The sequence below is a fragment of the Streptomyces sp. NPDC046716 genome (genome assembly GCF_040645755.1).
Taxonomy (GTDB): Bacteria; Actinomycetota; Actinomycetes; order Streptomycetales; family Streptomycetaceae; genus Streptomyces.
The window spans coordinates 1-20,066 of sequence record NZ_JBEYYU010000076.1 but is presented as its reverse complement, the minus strand read 5'-3'; the positions used below and the strand labels follow the sequence as shown (position 1 = coordinate 20,066).

At 70.6% G+C, this 20,066-nt stretch carries 18 protein-coding genes; 13 read left to right on the top strand and 5 right to left on the bottom strand.

The features are described from left to right. Positions 1–6 precede the first annotated feature (6 nt). From ABZ930_RS36310 to ABZ930_RS36295, 4 genes are all read left to right on the top strand, one after another. On the top strand, positions 7–864 hold the full coding sequence (locus ABZ930_RS36310; protein ID WP_361558038.1) for an arylamine N-acetyltransferase: 858 nt from the start codon (positions 7–9) through the stop codon (positions 862–864). 191 nt (positions 865–1,055) lie between these two features. Beyond that, on the top strand, positions 1,056–2,066 hold the full coding sequence (locus tag ABZ930_RS36305) for an aldo/keto reductase (protein ID WP_361558035.1): 1,011 nt from the start codon (positions 1,056–1,058) through the stop codon (positions 2,064–2,066). Between the two features lie 29 nt (positions 2,067–2,095). Beyond that, positions 2,096–2,515, top strand: a complete 420-nt coding sequence (locus ABZ930_RS36300; RefSeq protein WP_361558032.1) for an SRPBCC family protein — start codon at positions 2,096–2,098, stop codon at positions 2,513–2,515. A 189-nt stretch (positions 2,516–2,704) separates the two neighbouring features. After that, the gene (locus ABZ930_RS36295) at positions 2,705–4,060 is read left to right on the top strand and encodes an FG-GAP and VCBS repeat-containing protein (RefSeq protein WP_361558029.1); all 1,356 of its coding nucleotides are present in this window, start codon (positions 2,705–2,707) and stop codon (positions 4,058–4,060) included. A gap of 72 nt (positions 4,061–4,132) precedes the next feature. Here the strand turns inward: ABZ930_RS36295 and ABZ930_RS36290 are convergent, their stop codons facing one another. Together ABZ930_RS36290 and ABZ930_RS36285 are read right to left on the bottom strand one after the other, a co-directional pair. Next, positions 4,133–4,591: a hypothetical protein gene (locus tag ABZ930_RS36290; protein WP_361558026.1), complete on the bottom strand. Its 459-nt coding sequence runs from the start codon at positions 4,589–4,591 to the stop codon at positions 4,133–4,135. Positions 4,592–4,732: 141 nt separating this feature from the next. Continuing rightward, positions 4,733–5,344 carry a TetR family transcriptional regulator gene (locus ABZ930_RS36285; RefSeq protein ID WP_361558023.1) on the bottom strand — a complete coding sequence of 204 codons (612 nt, stop codon included), beginning with the start codon at positions 5,342–5,344 and terminating at the stop codon, positions 4,733–4,735. Between the two features lie 319 nt (positions 5,345–5,663). Here ABZ930_RS36285 and ABZ930_RS36280 point away from each other — a divergent pair, with 319 nt between their 5' ends. Together ABZ930_RS36280 and ABZ930_RS36275 are read left to right on the top strand one after the other, a co-directional pair. After that, positions 5,664–7,262, top strand: a complete 1,599-nt coding sequence (locus ABZ930_RS36280; RefSeq protein WP_361558020.1) for a GMC oxidoreductase — start codon at positions 5,664–5,666, stop codon at positions 7,260–7,262. 37 nt (positions 7,263–7,299) lie between these two features. Next, entirely contained in the window at positions 7,300–8,658 is a 1,359-nt protein-coding gene (locus ABZ930_RS36275) for a lipase family protein (RefSeq protein WP_361558017.1), read from the top strand. Positions 8,659–9,441: 783 nt separating this feature from the next. Here ABZ930_RS36275 and ABZ930_RS36270 read toward each other — a convergent pair. Beyond that, the gene (locus tag ABZ930_RS36270) at positions 9,442–10,362 is read right to left on the bottom strand and encodes a LysR family transcriptional regulator (protein WP_361558014.1); all 921 of its coding nucleotides are present in this window, start codon (positions 10,360–10,362) and stop codon (positions 9,442–9,444) included. Positions 10,363–10,605: 243 nt separating this feature from the next. Between ABZ930_RS36270 and ABZ930_RS36265 the strand changes: the two genes are divergently transcribed. From ABZ930_RS36265 to ABZ930_RS36250, 4 genes are all read left to right on the top strand, one after another. Next, entirely contained in the window at positions 10,606–11,946 is a 1,341-nt protein-coding gene (locus ABZ930_RS36265) for an MFS transporter (protein WP_361558011.1), read from the top strand. 59 nt (positions 11,947–12,005) lie between these two features. Further along, the gene (locus ABZ930_RS36260; protein WP_361558008.1) at positions 12,006–13,652 is read left to right on the top strand and encodes an amidohydrolase; all 1,647 of its coding nucleotides are present in this window, start codon (positions 12,006–12,008) and stop codon (positions 13,650–13,652) included. A 161-nt stretch (positions 13,653–13,813) separates the two neighbouring features. Beyond that, positions 13,814–14,080: a hypothetical protein gene (locus ABZ930_RS36255; protein WP_361558005.1), complete on the top strand. Its 267-nt coding sequence runs from the start codon at positions 13,814–13,816 to the stop codon at positions 14,078–14,080. A gap of 59 nt (positions 14,081–14,139) precedes the next feature. Beyond that, positions 14,140–14,724, top strand: a complete 585-nt coding sequence (locus ABZ930_RS36250; protein WP_361558002.1) for a hypothetical protein — start codon at positions 14,140–14,142, stop codon at positions 14,722–14,724. A 119-nt stretch (positions 14,725–14,843) separates the two neighbouring features. On the opposite strand, the gene ABZ930_RS36245 is transcribed toward ABZ930_RS36250, so the two are convergent. Beyond that, complete coding sequence (locus ABZ930_RS36245; RefSeq protein ID WP_361557999.1) at positions 14,844–16,124, bottom strand: MFS transporter; 1,281 nt, start codon at positions 16,122–16,124, stop codon at positions 14,844–14,846. 85 nt (positions 16,125–16,209) lie between these two features. Between ABZ930_RS36245 and ABZ930_RS36240 the strand changes: the two genes are divergently transcribed. Together ABZ930_RS36240 and ABZ930_RS36235 are read left to right on the top strand one after the other, a co-directional pair. After that, complete coding sequence (locus ABZ930_RS36240) at positions 16,210–16,992, top strand: aminoglycoside phosphotransferase family protein (RefSeq protein ID WP_361557996.1); 783 nt, start codon at positions 16,210–16,212, stop codon at positions 16,990–16,992. Then, the gene (locus ABZ930_RS36235; protein WP_361557993.1) at positions 16,965–17,519 is read left to right on the top strand and encodes a TetR/AcrR family transcriptional regulator C-terminal domain-containing protein; all 555 of its coding nucleotides are present in this window, start codon (positions 16,965–16,967) and stop codon (positions 17,517–17,519) included. The genes ABZ930_RS36240 and ABZ930_RS36235 overlap by 28 nt, the downstream gene beginning before the upstream one ends. Before the next feature lie 95 nt (positions 17,520–17,614). Here the strand turns inward: ABZ930_RS36235 and ABZ930_RS36230 are convergent, their stop codons facing one another. Continuing rightward, a complete protein-coding gene (locus ABZ930_RS36230; RefSeq protein WP_361557990.1) occupies positions 17,615–17,896 on the bottom strand; it encodes an HU family DNA-binding protein in 282 nt (93 codons plus the stop codon). 457 nt (positions 17,897–18,353) lie between these two features. Here ABZ930_RS36230 and ABZ930_RS36225 point away from each other — a divergent pair, with 457 nt between their 5' ends. Continuing rightward, positions 18,354–19,949: a cation acetate symporter gene (locus ABZ930_RS36225; protein ID WP_361557987.1), complete on the top strand. Its 1,596-nt coding sequence runs from the start codon at positions 18,354–18,356 to the stop codon at positions 19,947–19,949. The last annotated feature ends 117 nt before the right edge of the window (positions 19,950–20,066 follow it).

The window sequence follows — 20,066 nt, the reverse complement described above, 5'->3', positions numbered from 1 at the left end:
GAGGGCATGGACGACAAGCGGACGGCAGCGGTGTGGCAGGGAGAGGAACTCGATCTCGACGCCTACCTCGACCGGATCGGGTTCGACGGCTCGCGCGACGCGACCCTGGAAACCCTCGGGCGGCTTCAGCGCGCCCACACCACGTCGATCCCTTTCGAGAACGTCCACGCGGTCCTCGGTCTCCCCCTCCCCCTCGACCTCGACTCGGTGCAGGAGCGCCTGGTGCGACGACGCCGCGGCGGCTACTGCTACGAGCACGTCGTCCTCTTCGCCGCCGCTCTGGAACGCCTCGGGTTCGACATCACCGGCATCAGCGGCCGCATCACCCTCGGCGCCCCCAGAGTCACGCCGGCCACCCACGCGATGGTGGTCGTACGCTTCCCGGACGACGCGCGTGCCTGGCTCTGCGACGTGGGCTTCGGCAGCGGCCCGACCGCGCCGATCGAGCTCGCCGACGGCGCCACGCTGGAGGCCGACGGCTGGCGCTACCGTCTCGAACGGCGGCCCGGCGCCCTGGCCGACTCCTGGACGACGTACCAGTACGGGGCCGACGGCTGGACCGACCGCAACACCTTCGTCCTGGTGCAGCAGTACCCCGTCGACTACCGGGTCGGCAGCCACTACGTCGGCACACACCCGCGCTCCCCGTTCGTGACGCGCCTGTTCGCCCAGCGATTCACCGGCGCCGAGCACCACCAGCTCGACGGCACCACCTGGAGGGTGTTCACACCCGACGGCGCGTGCGTGGAGAAGGAGGTCGCGCCCGCCCAGATCGGCGAGCTCCTCGCCGACACGTTCGACATCGCCCTCACTCCCGGCGAGCTGACCGCGATCCTCGGGAAGGCCGGTATCGACGGGCGATGATGCCGGGGGCCCCGGCGGGTGGGAGGTCCGGCCCGGGCTCACGCTTGTGGCGCGTACGCACAATAGGGGCGGTTGCAATAGCCCGCGCATGCAAGTAGTGTCTTCGTTTGTAAGGCGCACGCTCGCACCCGGACGCGGCGCTCACGGGGGCCACCCGGCCCGCACCCCCACATCTCGCAAAGGCACCACCCATGTCGCTCAAGAACCTCCTTCCCGGCCGCCTCGGCTTCGGCACCGCCCCGCTCGGCAACATGTTCCGCGATATCCCCGCCGACGAGGCCCGCGCCACCGTCGAGGCCGCCTGGGACCACGGCATCCGCTTCTACGACACCGCTCCCTTCTACGGCGCCGGACTCGCCGAGGAGCGGCTCGGCGAGGTACTCGCCGGCAAGCCGCGCGACGAGTTCGTCCTCTCCACCAAAGTGGGCCGGGTGATCCTCGACGAGCACGAGACCGCCGCGCCGGACTTCGGCGAGAAGGGCGGCCTGTTCGAGCACGGCAACCCGAACAAGCTCCTCCACGAGTGGACCGCCGACGCCACCGAGCGCTCCATCGAGGGAAGCCTCAAGCGGCTCGGCACCGACCGCCTCGACATCGTCTGGGTCCACGACATCGCGCAGGACTTCCACGGCGACGCATGGCTGGGCAAGTTCGAGGAAGCCCGCACCGGAGCCTTCCGCGTCCTGTCCCGGCTGCGCGACGAGGGCGTCATCAAGGCCTGGGGTCTCGGCGTCAACAAGACCGAGCCCATCGAGCTGACCCTCGCCCTCGACGAGCCCCGGCCCGACGGCTTCCTCCTCGCGGGCCGCTACACCCTGCTCGACCACGAGCACGCGCTCACCCGTCTGCTGCCCATGGCGCAGGAACAGGGCGTCGACATGGTCGTCGGAGGCCCGTACAGCTCCGGCATCCTGGCCGGCGGCACCCACTTCGAGTACCAGCAGGCACCCGCCGAGATCATCGAGCGCGTCGGCAAGCTGAAGGCCCTCACCGAGAAGCACGGCGTCGGCATCAAGGCCGCCGCCCTGCAGTTCTCCCTCGCCCACCCGGCGTCCGCCGCCGTCATCCCCGGCGCGACCCGGCCAAGCCGCATCGCCGAGGACACCGCGGCCCTCAACGAGACGGTCCCGGACGCGTTCTGGACCGACCTGCGCGCCGCGGGCCTGGTCAGCCCGGCGGCCCCGCTCCCGCACAACGCCTGACCCCACACGCGACACCACAAGGAGCGATCATGGCTTCCACGTCCGTCTCCCGCACCGTCCCCGCCTCCCCCGACCAGGTGTGGAGCCTGATCGGCGGCTTCGACGCCCTGCCCGACTGGCTTCCCTACATCTCCGCGAGCACCGCTCTCGAAGGCGGCCGGGTCCGCCGCCTGACCAACCCCGACGGCGACGTCATCGTGGAGCGTCTGGTCGGCTTCGACGAGGCCGAGCGCCACTACAGCTACGCCATCCTCGAGGCCCCGTTCCCCGTCGACGGCTACCTTTCCACGATCCGGGTCCACACGGTTCCCGGCCGGGACGACCTCGCAGAGGTCCAGTGGTCGGGCCGCTTCCACGCCAAGGGCGCCACCGATGAGGAGGTCGTCGAGCTCTTCACCGGCATCTACGCCGACGGTCTCGACGCCCTGCACAAGGCGCTCGCCTCCTGACCCGGACGCCTTCCCGACCAGCCCGGGCACGTTTTCCACGTGCCCGGGCTGACACGCGCGAGCGGCGGCCGGGCCGAAGAGCGTTGTGCTGCCCCGGCCCGCATGCCTAATCTTCCGCCGTGACAGAAGTGCCGGTCGCAGCCTACGACTTCGTGGTCGTCGGGTCGCTCCCGCACGGGAGGGCCGGGGATGCGGGGACATGTCGCGGGGGCCGTCGCCACAGCGCTGGTGGCGGTGCTGGTGTCGGGGTGCGGGACTCCCGACCGAGTGGACGAGCAGCCGAAGGCGGGGCGGCCGACGGCCGGGAATGCCTCGGCGCATCCCCGCACCGGGGACTTCAACGGCGACGGCCGCGACGACTTCGCGGTGCTGTCGGGCCGCCGGCTGACCGTGGTGTACGGCTCGGCGCACGGCCTCGACCCGCGCCTGCGCACCGTCGTAGCGCAGCCCGCCCCCGCGAACGGCTCCGAGCAGACTCGGCTGTTCCGGGCCGATCTCGACCGCGACGGTTTCACCGATCTGCTGCTGTCCCCCGAGACGCGGCCACCGGCCGTGCTGTGGGGCGGGCCGCGCGGGCTGGCCGCCTCGGCGAAGCCGCTGACGGGGCCGGCGAAGGGTCCCGCTGCCATCGGTGACTTCGACGGCGACGGCGCCACGGACCTGTTCGTTCCGGGCGGTGCGACGGGCCCGGAGGGCACGGTCTGGTACGGGCCCATCGGCCGCGACGGCGCCCCGGCCCACCGCCAGGACCTGCGCTACGAGCATCCGGCGGACTCGATCCCTGATCGGGTGCTCGCCGGGGACTTCGACGGCGACAAGGCGACGGACCTGGCGCTCTGGTTCGCCTGGACCGACCCGGAGTCGGAGGGGGACGGCGACGTGACCTTCACCGGACAGCACCGCCTGCGCGGCGGCCCCGAAGGGCTGCGGCTCACCGAACGCCGCGAGCGGCCGGACCTGGGCCTGGACGGGCAGCCGGGAGACATCAACGGCGACGGCATCGACGATCTGTACGCGGCGTACTTCACCGCGTCCGGAAAGCAGTTGGGCGCGGGTTATTGGCTGAGTACCTCCTCCGGTCCGGAGAGCGGCCGCAAGGGCGTAGTGGGCACCGCCGCCCCGCCGGGCCTCGGCGGCGGGCCCCACTACGGCGGCATGGGCGACACGGCCCTGGGCGACGTCACCGGCGACGGCAGGGCCGACCTGGTGACCTCGGCGACCGGCGCCAACGACAACAACGGCGTGGTCTGGCTGATCCCCGACGTGCAGCGGGCGGACGCCGGGGACATCCGGGCGGTGACGCTGGACAGCCCCGGCGTCCCGGGCAGCAACACGCCCTCGCCCGGCCGCGGCCCCACCCGGCACCGCATCACCGTCGTGAGCCCGCTGCTCGACACCGACGGCGACGGCCACCTCGACGTGGTGTTCGGCTCCACCGGCTATCTGGATGCCAAGAAGCGGGACCTCGACGCGTTCTGGGTCTTGCGCGGCACCGATCGCGGGATGACGTACCAGGGGCACTTCACCGCGGAGGACCTCCGCTGAGCGCAGCGCCCATCGGGACGGCACGACAGACGTCCGTCCGACTCGACGCCCCTTCCGCTCGACGCCGACCGGTCATGCGGGAGGCATGGCTGCTTCGGGAGTGTCGACGGGCAGGGCCGCGGCGATGACGTTGCGTTCCGAGCGTCCCAGGAGAGGGAAGGTGATCTTTAGTCCTCGGTCGTCGGCGGGCGAGGAGACGACGAAGGACGAGTTCAGCCAGCGTTCGCGTATCTGAGTGCGCATCAGCCCCGCACGCGGGATCGTCATGACGTGCTCCCCCGTCTTGGCGAACGTCGGATCGGCCTGGAAGATGAAGATCCGACGGTCCGTCATGGCCAGGTACATCGGGCGGGGCGTGGGGATCACGGCAACGGCGCCGGCGCTGAGGACGGCCGAGGCCACGGCGACGGCCGCGGTACGGCGCACCGACACGGAGCTGAGATTCACGATGGTCGTGACCTCGACCTGCTCGTCCGGTGCCAGCATGGGGGCAACGGTGGCCAGCAGCAGGCGGCGGCGCTTTGCGTTCACGGGTACTCCTGAAGACATGATCGAACCGGTCGGGTCGACACCGGACCGGAAAAGGGAGCATGCCGCACGCCTCCACTACGTCCGCGCGCGGGGTACCCAACGGTCCTGTGCGCACTGACAGTCGCCGGACGTCGAGCCGTCTCAGTAGGGCAGCCCCTCCGAGGCCGCGCGCAGAGCGGCCTCGAGACACGAGGCGAGCGCGGAGTCGACGGCTTCCGGCCGGTCCGTGTACCGCCGGGCGAAGTCCTCCGCCGCGGCACGCAGCGCGCCGTTCAGCGTCGCGGCGTGCACGATGACCCGCAGGTCGTCGGCAGCGGCGCCGGAGCGCCGAGCGAGAAGCCCGCAGAGTACGGGCAGCGCCTCGTCGTGGGCCTGCAGCCACACGGCGCGGAGGGCCGGGTCGGTGGCGGTCATCCTGATCAGGTCGAGGATCTCCGGGGTGGCGGCGGGCAGATCGCCCTTGCGACAGGTCTCGGCGAAGAAGTCCAGCAAACTCATGCCGGCCGGCCAGTCACGCAGGCGGTCCACGGCGAAGTCGAGCCCCGCCGTCAGGAGGGGCAGGACGCAGCTCTCCTTCGTGGGGAAATGGCGCCACATGGTGCGGGAGGAGACGCCCACGGCCTGCGCGATCTGTTCGCCCGTCGTGGCGGAGACGCCCTGCTCGGTGAACAGGCGCACCGCCGCACAGGCGATCTCCAGGCGCAGCGCGGCCTTTCGGCGCGCCACGAGGGACAGGCGCTCGTTCCCTGTCATCCCCTGCCGTAGTGACTCAACCGGCGTCTGGCGCACTGTCGTTCCACCGTCCCGTCCGTTGGTCACCGCAGCATATAGAGGGGGTGTCGGCCGATGAACCTTTCTCGCCGGACGGTCCTGACCTGCTCCGTGCTCGCGCGGCGATCTGATCGACTCACTCCATGCACGATTGACGCATGCAGCCACCTTGTCAGTGAGAGACACCCACGCTTACTCTCCGGTAAGTAACCGGCGGGTAACCCCACTTCACCCGCCATTGGCATGCCCATGCCATTTAGTTGCGATCGGCGATGCCCCGCACTTCGTCAAGGAGTCGCTCATGCCCTCTCCCACCCGGCGCACGCTGCTCACCGGTGCTGCCGCCCTCACCGCCACGGGCCTCCTCCCGTCCGCCACCGCATCCGCGGCCCCGGCCCGGATCCGGCTCACCCGGGAGGACCACAGAGCCGTCGTCATCGGCTCCGGGTTCGGCGGCGGCGTGACCGCACTGCGCCTGGCGCAGGCAGGCGTCCCGGTGACCGTCCTCGAGCGCGGCCGCCGCTGGCCGACCGGACCGAACGCGGACACCTTCCCCCGCCCGTCCAACCTGGACAAACGCGCACTCTGGTACGGCACCGTGCCCGAAGCCGTCCGGCCGCTCGCCCGGCTGATCGGCACGCCGCTGGACTTCGCCCCCTACGCCGGACTCCTCGAACCGGTCCTCGGCGACAACATCCTGAGTGTCTGCGCGGCGGGGGTCGGCGGCGGCTCCCTCGTCTACCAGGGCATGACCCTTCAGCCCTCCGAAGCCGTGTTCAACACCTGGCTTCCCGAGGGGCTCGACTGGGGGCGCATGGACCGGACCTACTACCCGCGGGTCGCCCGGATGCTCCAAGTGGCCACCGCCCCGGACGCGTTGATCGCCAGCCCCCACTACTACGCGGCCCGGGTCTTCGCCGAAAGAGTCAAGAAGGCCGGCTACGGCCTGGAGAAGATCCCGATGCCGATCGACTGGGACTACGCCCTGGCCGAACTGCGCGGTGAGATGAAGGCGTCGTACTCCAACGGCGACTGCGCGCTCGGCGTCAACAACGGCGGCAAGCACTCCGTCGACGTGACGTACCTGAAGCAGGCGGAGGCGACCGGCAGGGTCACCGTCGCGACCCACCACCACGTCACCTCCGTGGCCCGGGCGACCGACGGCCGCTGGGAGGTGCACGTCGACCGCACCGACGACTACGGCGTCGTCCAGGAGCAGAAGATCCTCACCACCCGCGCCCTGGTCATGGCCGCGGGCAGCGTCAACACCAGCAAACTCCTGGTCCGTGCGGGCGCTACCGGCGCCATCCCCGACCTGCCCGACGGCCTCGGACAGGGCTGGGGAACCAACGGCGACCGCATCTACGCCTGGACCAATCTGCAGGAGGACTTCGGGGCCGAGCAGGGCGGCCCGGTCGTCTACGGCAGCAAGCAGTGGGACGACCCGTCCACCGCGAACACCGTCATCCAGGCGTCCCTCCCGCCGGTGGGCCTCGACACCCGTACCACCATGCTGGTCGGCTTCGGGGTCAGCGCCGACCGGGGCCGGTTCAGCTACGACGCCGGCAGCGACTCCGTGTCCCTGAAGTGGCCCTCGGACGGTGACGCGGCGAGCCGGCGCAACATCCACACCCGCGTCACCGCGCTGTCCAAGGGACTCGGCGCCCTCACCGACACCAACTCCCTGGTCAACAGCACCTGGCACCCGCTGGGCGGGGCGTCCATGGGCACGGTCTGCGACCTCGAGGGCCGAGTGCGGGGCCAGCGCGGTCTCTACGTGCTCGACGGCGCGCTGATCCCCGGGACCACGGGTGCCTGCAACCCCTCGATGACCATCGCCGCCGTGGCCGAGCGTGCGCTGGACGCCATCACCGCCCAAGACGTCGGTACGGCCATCTGACCCACCCCGAACACCCTTTTCGACCGAGGAGCACACCTTGAGCCGCAACAAGAGTCTCCCCTCGTCCCACCGCACCGGAGGCCTGCTGGCCGCCGGCGCCGTCGCGGGCTCCGTCTGCCTGTGTCTGGCGACCGTGCCCGCCTCGGCGGCCGGCTCCGACCCGGTGGTCTCCCGCGGGGTCACCATCCCCACCTTCTACAACCCGCCGGCGGAACTGCCTTCCGCGAACGGCGCGTTGATCCGTACCGAGCCGATGAAGCTGGGCCTCAGCATCCCGGGGCTCGACGGCAGAGCGATGCCGGGCACCGCGACCCGCCTGATGTACAAGTCCACCGACTCCACCGGGCAGCCCGTCGCCGTCACCGGCACCTACATCGAGCCCTCGGCGGCCTGGACGAAGTCCGGACCGCGCCCGCTGGTGGCGGTGGCCTCGGGCACCATGGGCCAGGGCGACCAGTGCGCACCCTCCCTGTCGCTGGAGAATCCGCTCACCCTCACCGGCGACACCACCTCCGTCGGCTACGAGGCTCTCGCCATCTACCGCATCCTGGCCACGGGATCGGCGGTCGTCCTCACCGACTACGCCGGACTCGGCGCCACCGACCGTCTGCACACCTACGTCAACCGCCTCGACGAGGGCCACGCCCTGCTGGACGCGGTCCGCGCCGCCCGCGGACTGCCGAGCACGTCGATCACCACCGACTCGCCGACCGGCCTGTACGGCTACAGCCAGGGCGGTGGCGCGTCGGCCTCGGCGGCCGAACTCCAGGCCGCCTACGCCCCCGACGTCCCGCTCAAGGGCACCTACGCGGGCGCGCCGCCGGCCGACCTCGTCTCCACCATGAAGGGGATCGACGGCAGCGCCCTCGCCGGCGCGCTGGCCTGGTCGATCAGCGGCTTCGTCCAGGCCTACCCGCAGATGCGGGACGTGGTCGACCGGAACGTCAGCGACAGCGGCAAGGCGGTCCTCAAGGACGCGTCGACCATGTGCATCGGCGACGCGCTCTTCGGCTACGGCTTCGCCAAGAGCAGCAAGTGGACCAAGGACGGCAAGTCCATCGCGGACGTCATCGCGGCCGAGCCCGCGGCGCAGGCCGTGCTCAACGAGCAGCGCATCGGCACGATGAAGCCCTCCGGTCCCGTGCGCGTGGCCACCGGCACCCAGGACGACATCGTTCCCCACGCCCAGGCCCGGCAGCTGGCCGTGGACTGGTGCCGCAAGGGCGGCGATGTCACCTACGACGCCGTCAAGCTGCCCAACCTGGGCGACAAGATCGTCACCAACCATCTGGTGCCGCTCATCACCGACCAGGGCGACGCCATCTCCTGGCTGACCGACCGGCTCGCCGGCAAGTCCGTCAAGTCCAACTGCTGGACCATGCCCGTCCAGCCCTGATCCCCACCGCTCGACGTCGCGGGGTACGGTCCCCGCGGCGTCGAGCATCCCGTGGCCTGTCCGTGGCCGCCGGGGTCGGACGCTGCCGGTTCCTCGGTCGGGGACGGAACGCGCAGAGCGTTCCTCGAACGCACCTGTCGCGTCAGGCCGCAGCCCGTCCGGATCGACGACGAGGCTGTCGAGGTAGGCGTCGAAGTCGTGAGCGACCTCGGTGAAGACCCCCCTTCGACAGGTATCCCGGGTGGGGAATGCCGTGCACGAAAGCATGGAGGCGGCCGGAAGTGGCCGGATTCAGGTCCAGGAACAGAGTGTCGCTCCCGCCGTTGCGGGCGATCGGGAGCAGGCCGGCCAGCGAGACCTCACGGGCGAGCCACCCCTCACGACTGCGGCCGTACTCGCCCAGAAGACGATCGACAGGAAGGCGGCAGCGGCAGCCCGATCTCCCGTTCGATACGTTCCACTTCACCCACCTCGAACGGCCTGAACGGCCCCACGACCAGGCGGCCTCGGTACCAGCGCGACAATGCTTCGGACACGGCAGGATTGTCGCACTCCGCGGCCTCTCGAAAACCTCCAGGACGCCGCGTTACCGAACTTGGAGCCGAGCACGTCCATCCGTACTCGACGGAGCCTGTTCATGAGTACGCCGACACCTACGAGCCCGATGCGCTCCACGCGCGGCGAATCAGGGTCCGGACCGTCTCGACCTGTGGCTTGCGCACCCACAACCGGACCGGCCGGCGCAGGACGCCACACACCCTGCGCCTCGTTCCACCGCCGTCGTCATTGCTGGTCGTCGCCGGGTTCGGCACGGCTGCCCGGCTTCCTGCCGCCGTCGTTGGCCTTGAGCCAGGCCGACAGTTCACGCATGGCCGATTCGATCTCGTCGTGTGCGTAGTGGTCCGGGTCCCACCCGGCGTACAGAGAGATGGTGAGCGGCCGCCCCTGGCAGGTCAGGGGGCGTGTGTGCAGGTCGAACTGCGGGTGGTCGACGACGATGCAGACGCCGTGGCCCGCGGCGGCCAGCGCTTGAGCCATGGCCTCGGACTGCGGTTCGAACGCGGGCCGGAGCGGCGCGCCCTGTTCGTACAGGGCACTGTCGAGGGCACGGCGCACGGCGCTCGCGCGGCTGTTCACGATGACGGGATGGACGAGCACGCTCGACAGCTCCAGGTCGCCGCTTCCTTCCCGGGCCAAAGGATGCGAGGCGGGGATCTGGGCGCTGATCTTGCGGTCGCCGAGGCGCTGCGCGGCCATCGCCCCGGGCGGCAGGCTGGTGGAGATGCCGATGTCGACGTCCCCGGCCGTCAGGCGGTCGTAGACCTGAGCGGGTTCACAGGCCCGGGCGTCGGCGAAGGGGCCGCCGAGTTCGGCGACGAACGGGGCCACGACGTGCGCGATGGTGGAGGCGGGGCAGGCCACGCGGAACTGTAGGGGGCTCTGTCCGGTGACGGCCTGCAGCAGTTCAGTGCCGCGGGTGGCACGCAGGGTGAGGTCGCGTGCGACGGGTACGAAGCGCCGGCCGGCCGCCGTGAGCTGAACTCCCCCGCTGGTCCGTCTGAGCAGTTCCGCGCCCAGTTCACGTTCGAGCGTGCGCAACTGCCGTGAGATGGAGGGCTGGGCCACGTGGACACGCGCGGCGGCCGCAGTCATGGAGCCGGTGTCGACCACCGCCAGGAAATACCGCAGGACCCTCAGTTCCATCGCGTCTCCCTTTTCCGTGTCCGTGTCCGCGTCCGTCAGCCGCACGACCCATGCCTGTGAGGTATGGCTGTGCAGCTCAGAAGGTACTGGACCGTATGGCTGGTCGGCTACGACACTGATCGCACCGGATCACACCGATCGAACGGGCACCCGCAGCGTCGCGGTCAGCGCAGAGCCTCTGGCCGTCTCGCGCCGCGTACAGGTCGAATCCGCCGGCACCGCCGCTCACCCCCGGAGTCAGCCATGCCCCACACCGCACCCACCGCTGGCCGCAACGCCAGACGTGCCACCGCAGCGTCCTTCGTCGGGACCGCAGTCGAGTGGTACGACTTCTACATCTACGGCACCGCCACCGCTTTGGTGTTCGGCAAGCTGTTCTTCCCCAGCGCCAGCCCCGCCGCCGGTACGCTCGCGGCCTTCGCCACCTTCTGGGTCGGTTTCCTCGCCCGTCCCATCGGCGGCCTGATCTTCGGTCACATCGGGGACCGGGTGGGGCGCAAGAACGTCCTCGTCACGACCCTGGTCCTGATGGGGTCCGCCACCACCCTCATCGGCCTGCTGCCCACCCACGCCACCATCGGCGTCGCCGCGCCGGTCCTGCTCGTCCTGCTGCGCGCCGTCCAAGGGATCGCCGTCGGCGGTGAGTGGGGCGGCGCCGTCCTCATGGCCACCGAGAACACCGATCGGAAACGGCGCGGCTTTGCCGGTATGTGGGTCCAGCAGGGCTCACCGGCCGGATCCATCCTGGCCACCCTCGTCTTCATCGCCGTGGGGCATCTGCCCGACGACGCGTTCCTGACGTGGGGCTGGCGCGTTCCCTTCCTGCTCTCCGCCGTGCTGGTGGCCATCGGTCTGGTCATCCGGCTGAAGGTCACCGAGTCCACCGAGTTCGAGGCTGCCAAGGAGCGGCAGGAGGAGGCCGCCCCGAAGATCCCGGTGGTCGAGCTGTTGCGCACGTCCTGGCCGCTGGTCCTGCTGGGCGTCGGCGCCAGCGCCATGGGCATCTCGTCGGCCTACTTCACCAACACCTTCGTTCTGTCCTGGGCCACGAGCGACCTTGGCGTGCACCGGCAGACCATGCTCGACATCCTCCTCGTCCTCGCCGTCCTGCAGTTCCTGTGGCAGCCACTGGCGGCCCTGCTCGCGCAGCGCATGGGCACCGTCCGGCTGATGGCGGGCGCCCTGATCGCCAACATCGCCGTCGCGGTGCCGATGTTCCTCCTGATCGCCACCCGCAACAGCACCCTGATCGCCGTGGGTCTGGCCCTGGGCGTGCTCACCGGGTGCAGCTACTACGCCCTGCTGGCCGGGTTCCTGTCCCAGGCATTCCCCGTCCGGGTCCGCTACACGGGTGTGTCCCTGGCCTACCAGCTGTGCAGCACGGTCATCGGCGGGTCCACCCCGTTCGTCGCCCAGTGGCTGCTCACCCGGGGCGGCGGCCACTGGCCGGTGGTCGGCTACTACATCACGCTCCTGCTGCTGACCACGGTCTGCGTGCTGGCCCTGGCCCGGCACCGCTCCAGCCGCCTCGACGCCCCCGGCTCCGCCGATCGGGAGGCGGAGGCCCTGCCCACCGTCGCGTAACCCTCCTCGGCACCCGCACCCTCGCCACCCACATCCTCGCCAGCCCCAAGGGACCAGCCATGCACTTGGACGCACTGTTCACCAACGGCCGCTTCACCACGCTCGACGCGGACCGGCCCACCGCCCACGCCGTCGGAGTCGTCGCCGGCCGCGTCGTCGGCTTCGACGACGAGGTCACCGGATGTACCGCCGACGAGGTCCACGACCTGCGGGGCGCCCCGGTGGTCCCCGGCTTCAACGACGCCCACCAGCACCTGAGCATGCGCGGCCGCCGCCTCCTCCAACTCGACCTGCACGCGGGGACCGTCCCCACCCTGGACGCCCTCTACGCCGCGGTACGCGAACGGGCGTCACGACTCGGCCCCGGCGAATGGCTCTTCGGCGCGGGGTACGACCAGAACAAGATCGGCGCGCACCCGACGGCCGAAGCCCTGGACGAAGCGGCCCAGGGGCGCCCCGTATGGCTGGAGCATGTCTCCTGCCACATGGGCGTGGCCAACACCGCGGCCTTTACCCGCGCCGGCTACACCGACCGGCTCGGTGTTCCCGACATGGACGGCGGCCACGTCGAACGCGCCCCGGACGGCCGGGCGGCCGGCCTGCTCCAGGAGACCGCCCAGCACCTGGTGACCCGCGCCTTCCGTCCCTCCCCCGTGGACTCGATCGTCGCCGCCATCAAGGCCGGCAACGACCAGGGGGTGACGGAGGGCATCACCAGCATCACCGAACCGGGCATCGCCGCCGCCGAACACGTCGGACACGGCCCGGCAGACCTGCACGCCTTCCACCGGGCCGTGCAGGAAGGCGTGTTGAACATCCGCACCACCGTCATGCCCTACATGACCGTGCTGCACGACCTGGGTGCCGTCGGCGACGGCGCCTCCTGGTTCGGACTCGACCTCGGACTGCGCAGCGGCTTCGGCGACGACCGGCTGAAGATCGGTGCCACCAAGGTCGCCACGGACGGCTCGCTCATCGGCCGCTCCGCGCACATGTGCTGCGGCTACCACGACGAACCCGACAACGTCGGCTTCCTGCAGTTCGACGAGGACTGGCTGACCCGCACGATCACCGAGGCGCACCGGTGCGGCTGGCAGGTCGCCGCCCACGCCATCGGGGACGCCGCCATCGACGTCGTCCTGGACGCCTTCGAAGCCGCCCAGGCCGCCCACCCGCGCCCCGACGCACGTCACCGCATCGAGCACTTCGCTGTCGCCTCCGACCAGCAGGTCCGCCGCCTCGTCGACAACCACATCGTTCCCGTCCCGCAAGGGCGTTTCATCTCCGAGATCGGCGACGGCATGATCACGGCACTGGGCCCCGAGCGCTCCGCCCTCTGCTATCGCATGCGCAGCCTCCTGGACGCCGGCGCCGTCCTCCCCGGTAGCAGCGACGCCCCCGTCGCGCACGGGAGCCCGCTGCTCGGCATCCACGACATGGTCAACCGCCGCACCGCCACGGGAGCCCCGCTGGCACCCGCGGAAGCCGTCACCCCCGCACAGGCCCTGTACGCCTATACCGTGGGCTCCGCGTATGCCGAACACGCGGAGGACCGCAAGGGCCGCCTGGCACGCGGCATGCTGGCGGACTTCGCCGTCCTCTCGGACGACCTGCTGACCGTGGCACCCCGACGAATCGCCGACCTGTCCGTCGGCGCCACGGTGATCGGGGGCCGGGTCGTCCACAACGCGGGCGCACTCGGCTGATCCGGCTGCCCGGCAGGTCGACAACCACGGACGCGGACCGCGCCGTCCGCCGGGCGTCGGAAGGCTTCCCACCTTGTCGGGGTCGGCGCGGTACCACGAGGAGTGAGGGACCGTCCGACCCCGCCCCGAACCGTCGGCCCGACGGAGTGGAGAATCGCGGAATGTCCGACAAGAGAGACGAGACCGCATGCCGCGTCTGCGGTGTCGACGACGGCGAGATCCTGTGGGGTGCCCAAGGCTTCCCCCTTTACGTCATCTGCGACTGCTGCGGCACCGAATCGGGAATCGGTGACGACAACCTCACGCAGGTCCGCGAACTCCGCGGGTACTGGGTCGGGCACGGTGCCTCCTGGGCAGTGCCTCACCGTCGCCCGAAGGACTGGGATCTCCTGCGACAGATACAGAACATCCCCGAGGAGTGGCGCTGAGAATGCCGGACAACGGGGCGACTTTGAGCGCGCCACTTCCTCCGGAGGAGTTCTGCCGCATGTGCGGGTGGAACCACGCCACCTTCTGGGAGGACGGCTGGCCGACCTCCGCCGTCTGCGACTGCTGCGGCAGCGAGTCCGGCATCGGTGACATGGGCGCGAAGTCCGGCTCGTGGGACGGCGTACGGGGCCTGCACGACTTCCGGGGCTGGTGGATCGGACACGGTGCCCAGTGGTGGCGCCCGCACAGCAGGCCACGCGACTGGGAGGTGCTGCAGCAGGTGACGAACATCCCCGCGCCGTGGCGCACTCCGCCCCCGCCTCTGGTCGACCGGGAACAACGCGCCCTTGAACGGGGCTCGTACGGGTCGCTGGGCACGGAGACCGTGTGCCGGATCTGCGGCCTGGCCGGGCCGTGCTTCTGGCGTGGCGGCGTGCCGACCGAGACGGTCTGCCCGTCCTGCGGCGGCGAGTCCGGCATCGACGACCTGGCGCGTCCCGGAGACTGGGAGACATTGCGGGCCATCCGTACCCGCCGCGGCTACTGGGCCGGTCTCGGGGCTCCGTGGACGGACGCCACGGTCCGCCCGGCTGGCTGGAACGTACTGGAGCAGCTCGGAGCCGTCCCGCCGGCCTGGCGGTGACTTCAGGCGACGCGCTGAGCATCCCAGAGGGATCCGTACTCGCCGACATGATCGGTTCTGACGGGGCTCGCCACCCCTTCGGTGCGTCACTGACCGCCGTGCAAAGGTCGACAAGACCCCTACACGGACGGACTGTCCGAGGCCGGGGACGGAACCGCTTCCGTGATGGGCGCTGGACCATGTCCCGTGGAGAAGCGCGCCCTTCGCCACGGCAGCAGCAGCGCGCTCGCCAAGCACAGCAGCCCGGCGATGAGCAGAGCGCCGCGTACTCCCGCTGCGGCGGCGATGAGACCACCGGTGATCATGAAGATGGCCTGGCACGTCTTCGAACCGACGGACCAAGAGGTACCCACGCGGGACATGAACGCGTCCGGTGTGGCCGCCATGCGGTACGTGGTGAACGACGGGTTGAAGATCCCGGCGCAGAAGAGCAGGCCGAAGTCGGCGGCCACGATGACGCATACGCCGAGGGCACCCGAGGGAGTCAGCGGCAGCAGGATCGTCCAGAGGGTGCGTGCCACACCGGACAGCAACAGGATGCGGTGCTGCCCGAATCGCCGCGTGAGCAGCGGAGTCAGGCGTGAGCCCAGTACACCGCCCAGGCACGGCAGTCCGAGGGCGAGTCCGTACTGCCACGGCGCCAGGCCGAGGTCGTCCAGCATGAGGACGGCCACCAGCGGTGAGGTCATCATGACGGAACCGCCGAAGAGCAGGGCGTTGAAGAACAGCGGCCGCAGCCCTGGATGCCGCAGGAGGTACTGCCAGCCGGCGGCGATGTCACGGCCCAGGTGAGAGGTGGCGGCTCGTGCCGGTGGCGTGGGTTCAGGCTGCCGGATGCGACGGATACCCAGGGCGGATCCGAGGAAGGACAGTGCGTCGACCACCATCGTGGCGGCCGCGCCGAGCGCTCCGATCAGGAGCCCGCCGACGGGCGGGCCGGCACTGACGCTGATCCAGTTGGTCGTCTCGAACAGGCTGTTGGCACGAAGACGGTGCTCGGGCCGGACGAGTGACTTCAGGTGCGCCCCGCTCGCCGCGTCGAACGCGACGGCCGCCGCCGTCTGCAGAACGCCCACGGCACACAGGTGCGTGAAGGTGAGCCGGTCGAAAGCCATGGCGGCCGGGATACTCACCAGCATCACGCAGCGGGCCAGATCAGCGGTGATCATGACCGGCCGCTTGTACTGATGCTCGATCCGCACTCCCAGGGGCAGAGCGATCACCCCACTGGCCACCGCGGACAGCGCAGCGAGCGCCGAGACCTGCAACGCCGAGGAATCCAGAACCAGAAGAGCAACCAGAGGCAACGCCCCCATCCCGACCGCACTGCCCGCGGCACTGACCGCGTAGGCGCCCCACAACCGCCGGAAATCCTGCCCGAGCGCGCTCCGCCGTACCAACCGAACCTCCCGAGCCGTGAAGCCGCTCAGCGTAGTGACTCTTCAACGGGGTGGTCATGGCGGCCCGATCGGACACACTGGTCGGGTGGAGCATGAGGAAGAACAGCCCTTGTCCGGCGGCAACGTCAGCGCAGGTGTCGTTCGAGTCGGAGATACCGTCCGTCGTCCGGCTGGCCCCTGGACTCCGGCGGTGCACGCTCTGCTCACCCACCTGAACGAGGTGGGGTACCGTGCGGCGCCTCGTCCTTTGGGTATCGACGACCAGGGGCGCGAGATCCTGACCTTTGTGCCGGGACATGTGGTCTGGCCCGACCGCTTCGCTCTGCTGGAACCCTCTCGGCGACTGGCCCGGGTGGCCCGCATGATCCGCGAACTCCACGATGCCGTACAGGACTTCACGCCACCGCCCGACGCGCGCTGGCAGGTGCTGATCCCCGCCGAGGGCGGCGACATCATCGCCCATCACGACCTGGCCCCATGGAATCTGGTGGTTGCGGACGATTCCCCATGGACCTTCATCGACTGGGACACCGCCGGCCCCGGTTCCCGCCTCTGGGACGTCGCGTACGCCGTGCACGGCTTCGTCCCCTTGTCCGCGCATCCTGACTGGCGACGCGGCGACGCGGGAGAGCGTTTGCAGGTGTTCGCCAATGCCTACGGCCTCGACGAAGCCGAACGCCGTCGGCTGGTCCCTCTGCTGGGACGCCGTACGCGCTCCATGCACGACTTCCTGCGTGACCAGGCCGCCCGGGGTGTCCAGCCCTGGGCGACCCTGTGGGCCGAGGGCCACGGTGACGCCTGGAGAAGCGACGCTGAATACATCGAACAGCACGAAGACCAGTGGATGCGCGTCCTGCTCTCCGGCTGAGGCGCTTCCCCCAGCTAGCGAGGGCATATCCCGGCCGGGACCCGGTCTGCCGGGAACCTCGCAAGGCCCGCACCAGGAGCACGACCCGCAGCACATGGCGCGCGGCGGTCACCCGCGCCGCCACCGAGCTACGGGCGACGGTCCTGCGCCATCCCTGGGTCGGCCCGGAACTCGGTCAGGTGGGGCTTCTCCACGTCGGCCCGAACGCCGTCCGCATGACATCGGGTCTCCTCGCGCAGTTCCGGGCGGCGGGGTTCCCCGCGAGCGAGGAGGAGCACGCAGCAGGGGCGCTCACGTCCTACGTCATCGGGATCGCCACCAGCGAGGCGGCTTACCTCTCACTCGTCGCCCGCAGTGGTGTCCCCGAGCTCGAATGGCTGTCGGACCACAGCCCGGACTTCGACAGAGAGACAGACCCGCAGCAGGTACGGGAGGACCGCTTCACCTACGGTCTCGACCGAATCCTCGACGGCCTCGCCAGTCGGCTGGCGCAGGGCAATGACATCGGAGTTACGGCAAACCGGTAGGCGGCACCGCAACGGTGGCAGGCAGCACCAGTCCTCCAGCGGCAGGGGGGCTGCCCGGCCCCGGGCAGCCCCCCTGTTCAGATCCGCGCGGCGGGTTACTGGCCCTTCGCGGCTTCCTTCAGCTTCGAACCCGCGGCCACCTTCACGCTGTAGCCAGCGGGAATCTTCATCGGTTCGCCCGTAGCCGGGTTACGCCCCTCACGCGCGGCACGGTGGCTGCGCTCGAAGGTCAGGAAGCCCGGGACGGTGACCTTTTCGTCGCCCTTGGCGACCACGTCGCCGACCGTTGCGGCCAGCGCGTTCAGCACGGCATCCGCGTCCTTCTGGGTGACCTCGGCACGCTCGGCCAGCGCGGCCACCAGCTCACTGCGGTTCATACTCAGACTCCATTACAGCGTCGACAATCCCCGCCCCACAGGGCAAGGCAGATCAAGCGGCCCATGCTGCCACCCACCACCGACAACACCGGCACGCCTCAGCGCCGCATGCCCCGAACAGCCGCACCAACACACCAGAACTGACGGGTGGACACGCCGTGACGACCAGCACGGCCGTCCTGTGGGCCAGTAATCGCCAGTACTGCTGGACGCCGTACGCCGCGAAACCGTGGGGCACCACCACAGGCTGACGGTTTGTGTCACCGCACAAGAAGGCTTCGGCCTCGCTGTGCGGGCGCCCCCAGAACGCCGCTACTCCTGTACGCGTCGCCATGACGGCTGATGCCATCCACGGCATGCCTTCTCCAGCGTCTCGCTCGTCCTGGACTCCGGGTCAGTCATCCGTCCGGACACCGCTCACCCGCCGCCGCAGACCGGCCGCACGGGAGCGCCGACCGTGATCGGCGGCGACGGACAGTCGTTCGCCGTCGTGGTCTTCCTCGGCTTCGTCGCCGTGTCGTTGCTGCTGTGCGGGCTCGCGGCGGCCGATCTGGACGACCCCGAGCACTTCTACGCGGGAGGCAGCGCGGCCTTCGGGCCGGTCGGCGGAGGGCTGGCCATCGCCGGTGACTACATCTCCGCGGCCACCCTGCTCAGCACCACGGGTGCGGTCGCCCTCGACGGCGCCGACGGCATGCTCTTCGCCGGTGCCACCGTCCTGTCACTGTTTCTGGTGATGCGGATCATGGGTGAACCCCTGCGCCGCGCGGGCGTGTTCACCCTGGGCGACTTCCTCGCCGACCGGCTCGACGACCCGTCGGTGCGCAGGGCGCTGGGCGTCGCGAGCCTCCTCGTCCTCACTCCGCTTCTTCTGGTGCAGCTCACCACCGCCGGACGCATCCTGGCCGCCATGTTCGGCCTCCCCGACGGCGCGCTGACCGGCTGCACGGTCGCGGGCGGTGCCCTCATGGTCGCCTACGCCGCGGTCGGGGGCATGCGCGGCGTCGGCTACGTACAGATCCTCAAAGTCGGCGTGGTCCTCACCGCCCTGTCGATCCTCGCGGGAATCGTCCTCGCCCGGTACGGCGGGTCGCCTCTGGCCCTCTTCGACGCCGCCCGCGACCGCTCGGGAGCCGGCGCCGACTACCTGCGGCCGGGCCTGCACTTCGGCCCCTCCCTGGCGGGCCGCCTCGACCTGATCAGCTTCCAGACCACTCTGCTGATCGGCGCCGCCTGCCTGCCGCACCTCACCATGCGGCTGCATCCGCTCAGGGACGCCCGTACCGCGCGGCGCGCCGTGGGCTGGGCCGTCGGCCCCGTCGCGGTCGTGTGTGCCGGGGTGGTGGTGGCCGGGCTCGGAGCCTGCGCCCTGATCGGCCGGGACGCGGTGCGCGCCGCCGACCCCGGAGGAGCGACCGCGCTCCTGATGGTGACGGGAGCTCTCGACCCCGTCGCCGGGGGCGCGCGGCACAGCATGCTCTTCGCCGTCGTCGCGTGCGCCGTCTTCGCCACCACCCTCGCGGCGGTGGCAGGCATCACCCTCGCCGCCGCCTCCAGCCTCACTCGCGACCTGGGAGAGAGATCCGCCCACGGCGCCAAGGGGACGTCGGCCGCCGGGGAGATCCGGCGGGCGCGCCTGGTCATCGTGTTCGTGGGAGCCGTCGCCGTCGTGCTGTCGGCCGTCCTCGCCGACCGTGGCAGGCTGACGTTGATCTCGCTGTCGTTCACGGTCGCGGCCTCGGTGCTCGCCCCGGTCCTGCTGTACGCGCTCTTCCTGCCGGGGTACTCCGCCGCCGGTGTGCGCAGGACCGTCTACGGGACCATCCCCCTCATCGTGCTGCTCCTGGCCGGTTCGCCGGCCACCACGGGCACGCCCATCGCGGTCTTCCCCGAACACGACCTCCACTGGTTCCCGCTCCAGACACCCGGACTCATCACCATTCCCGTCGGCTTCCTGCTCGGACTCGTGGGCCGCACGCGCTCCGACGCTGCTCAGGGGCGCGCGTGGAAGGAGCGGAAGACAGCGAGCCGGGGAATGAGCGCGCGGTTGTAGTTCTCGTTCGTCGGTGCCGATGCCTAGGGCCTGTCTTCAAACTCCCCTCTGCCCCGCGACGCCTGGCACGCGCTCTCGCCGCACCGGGCACAAGGCCGAGTACGTCCAGTACGAGGC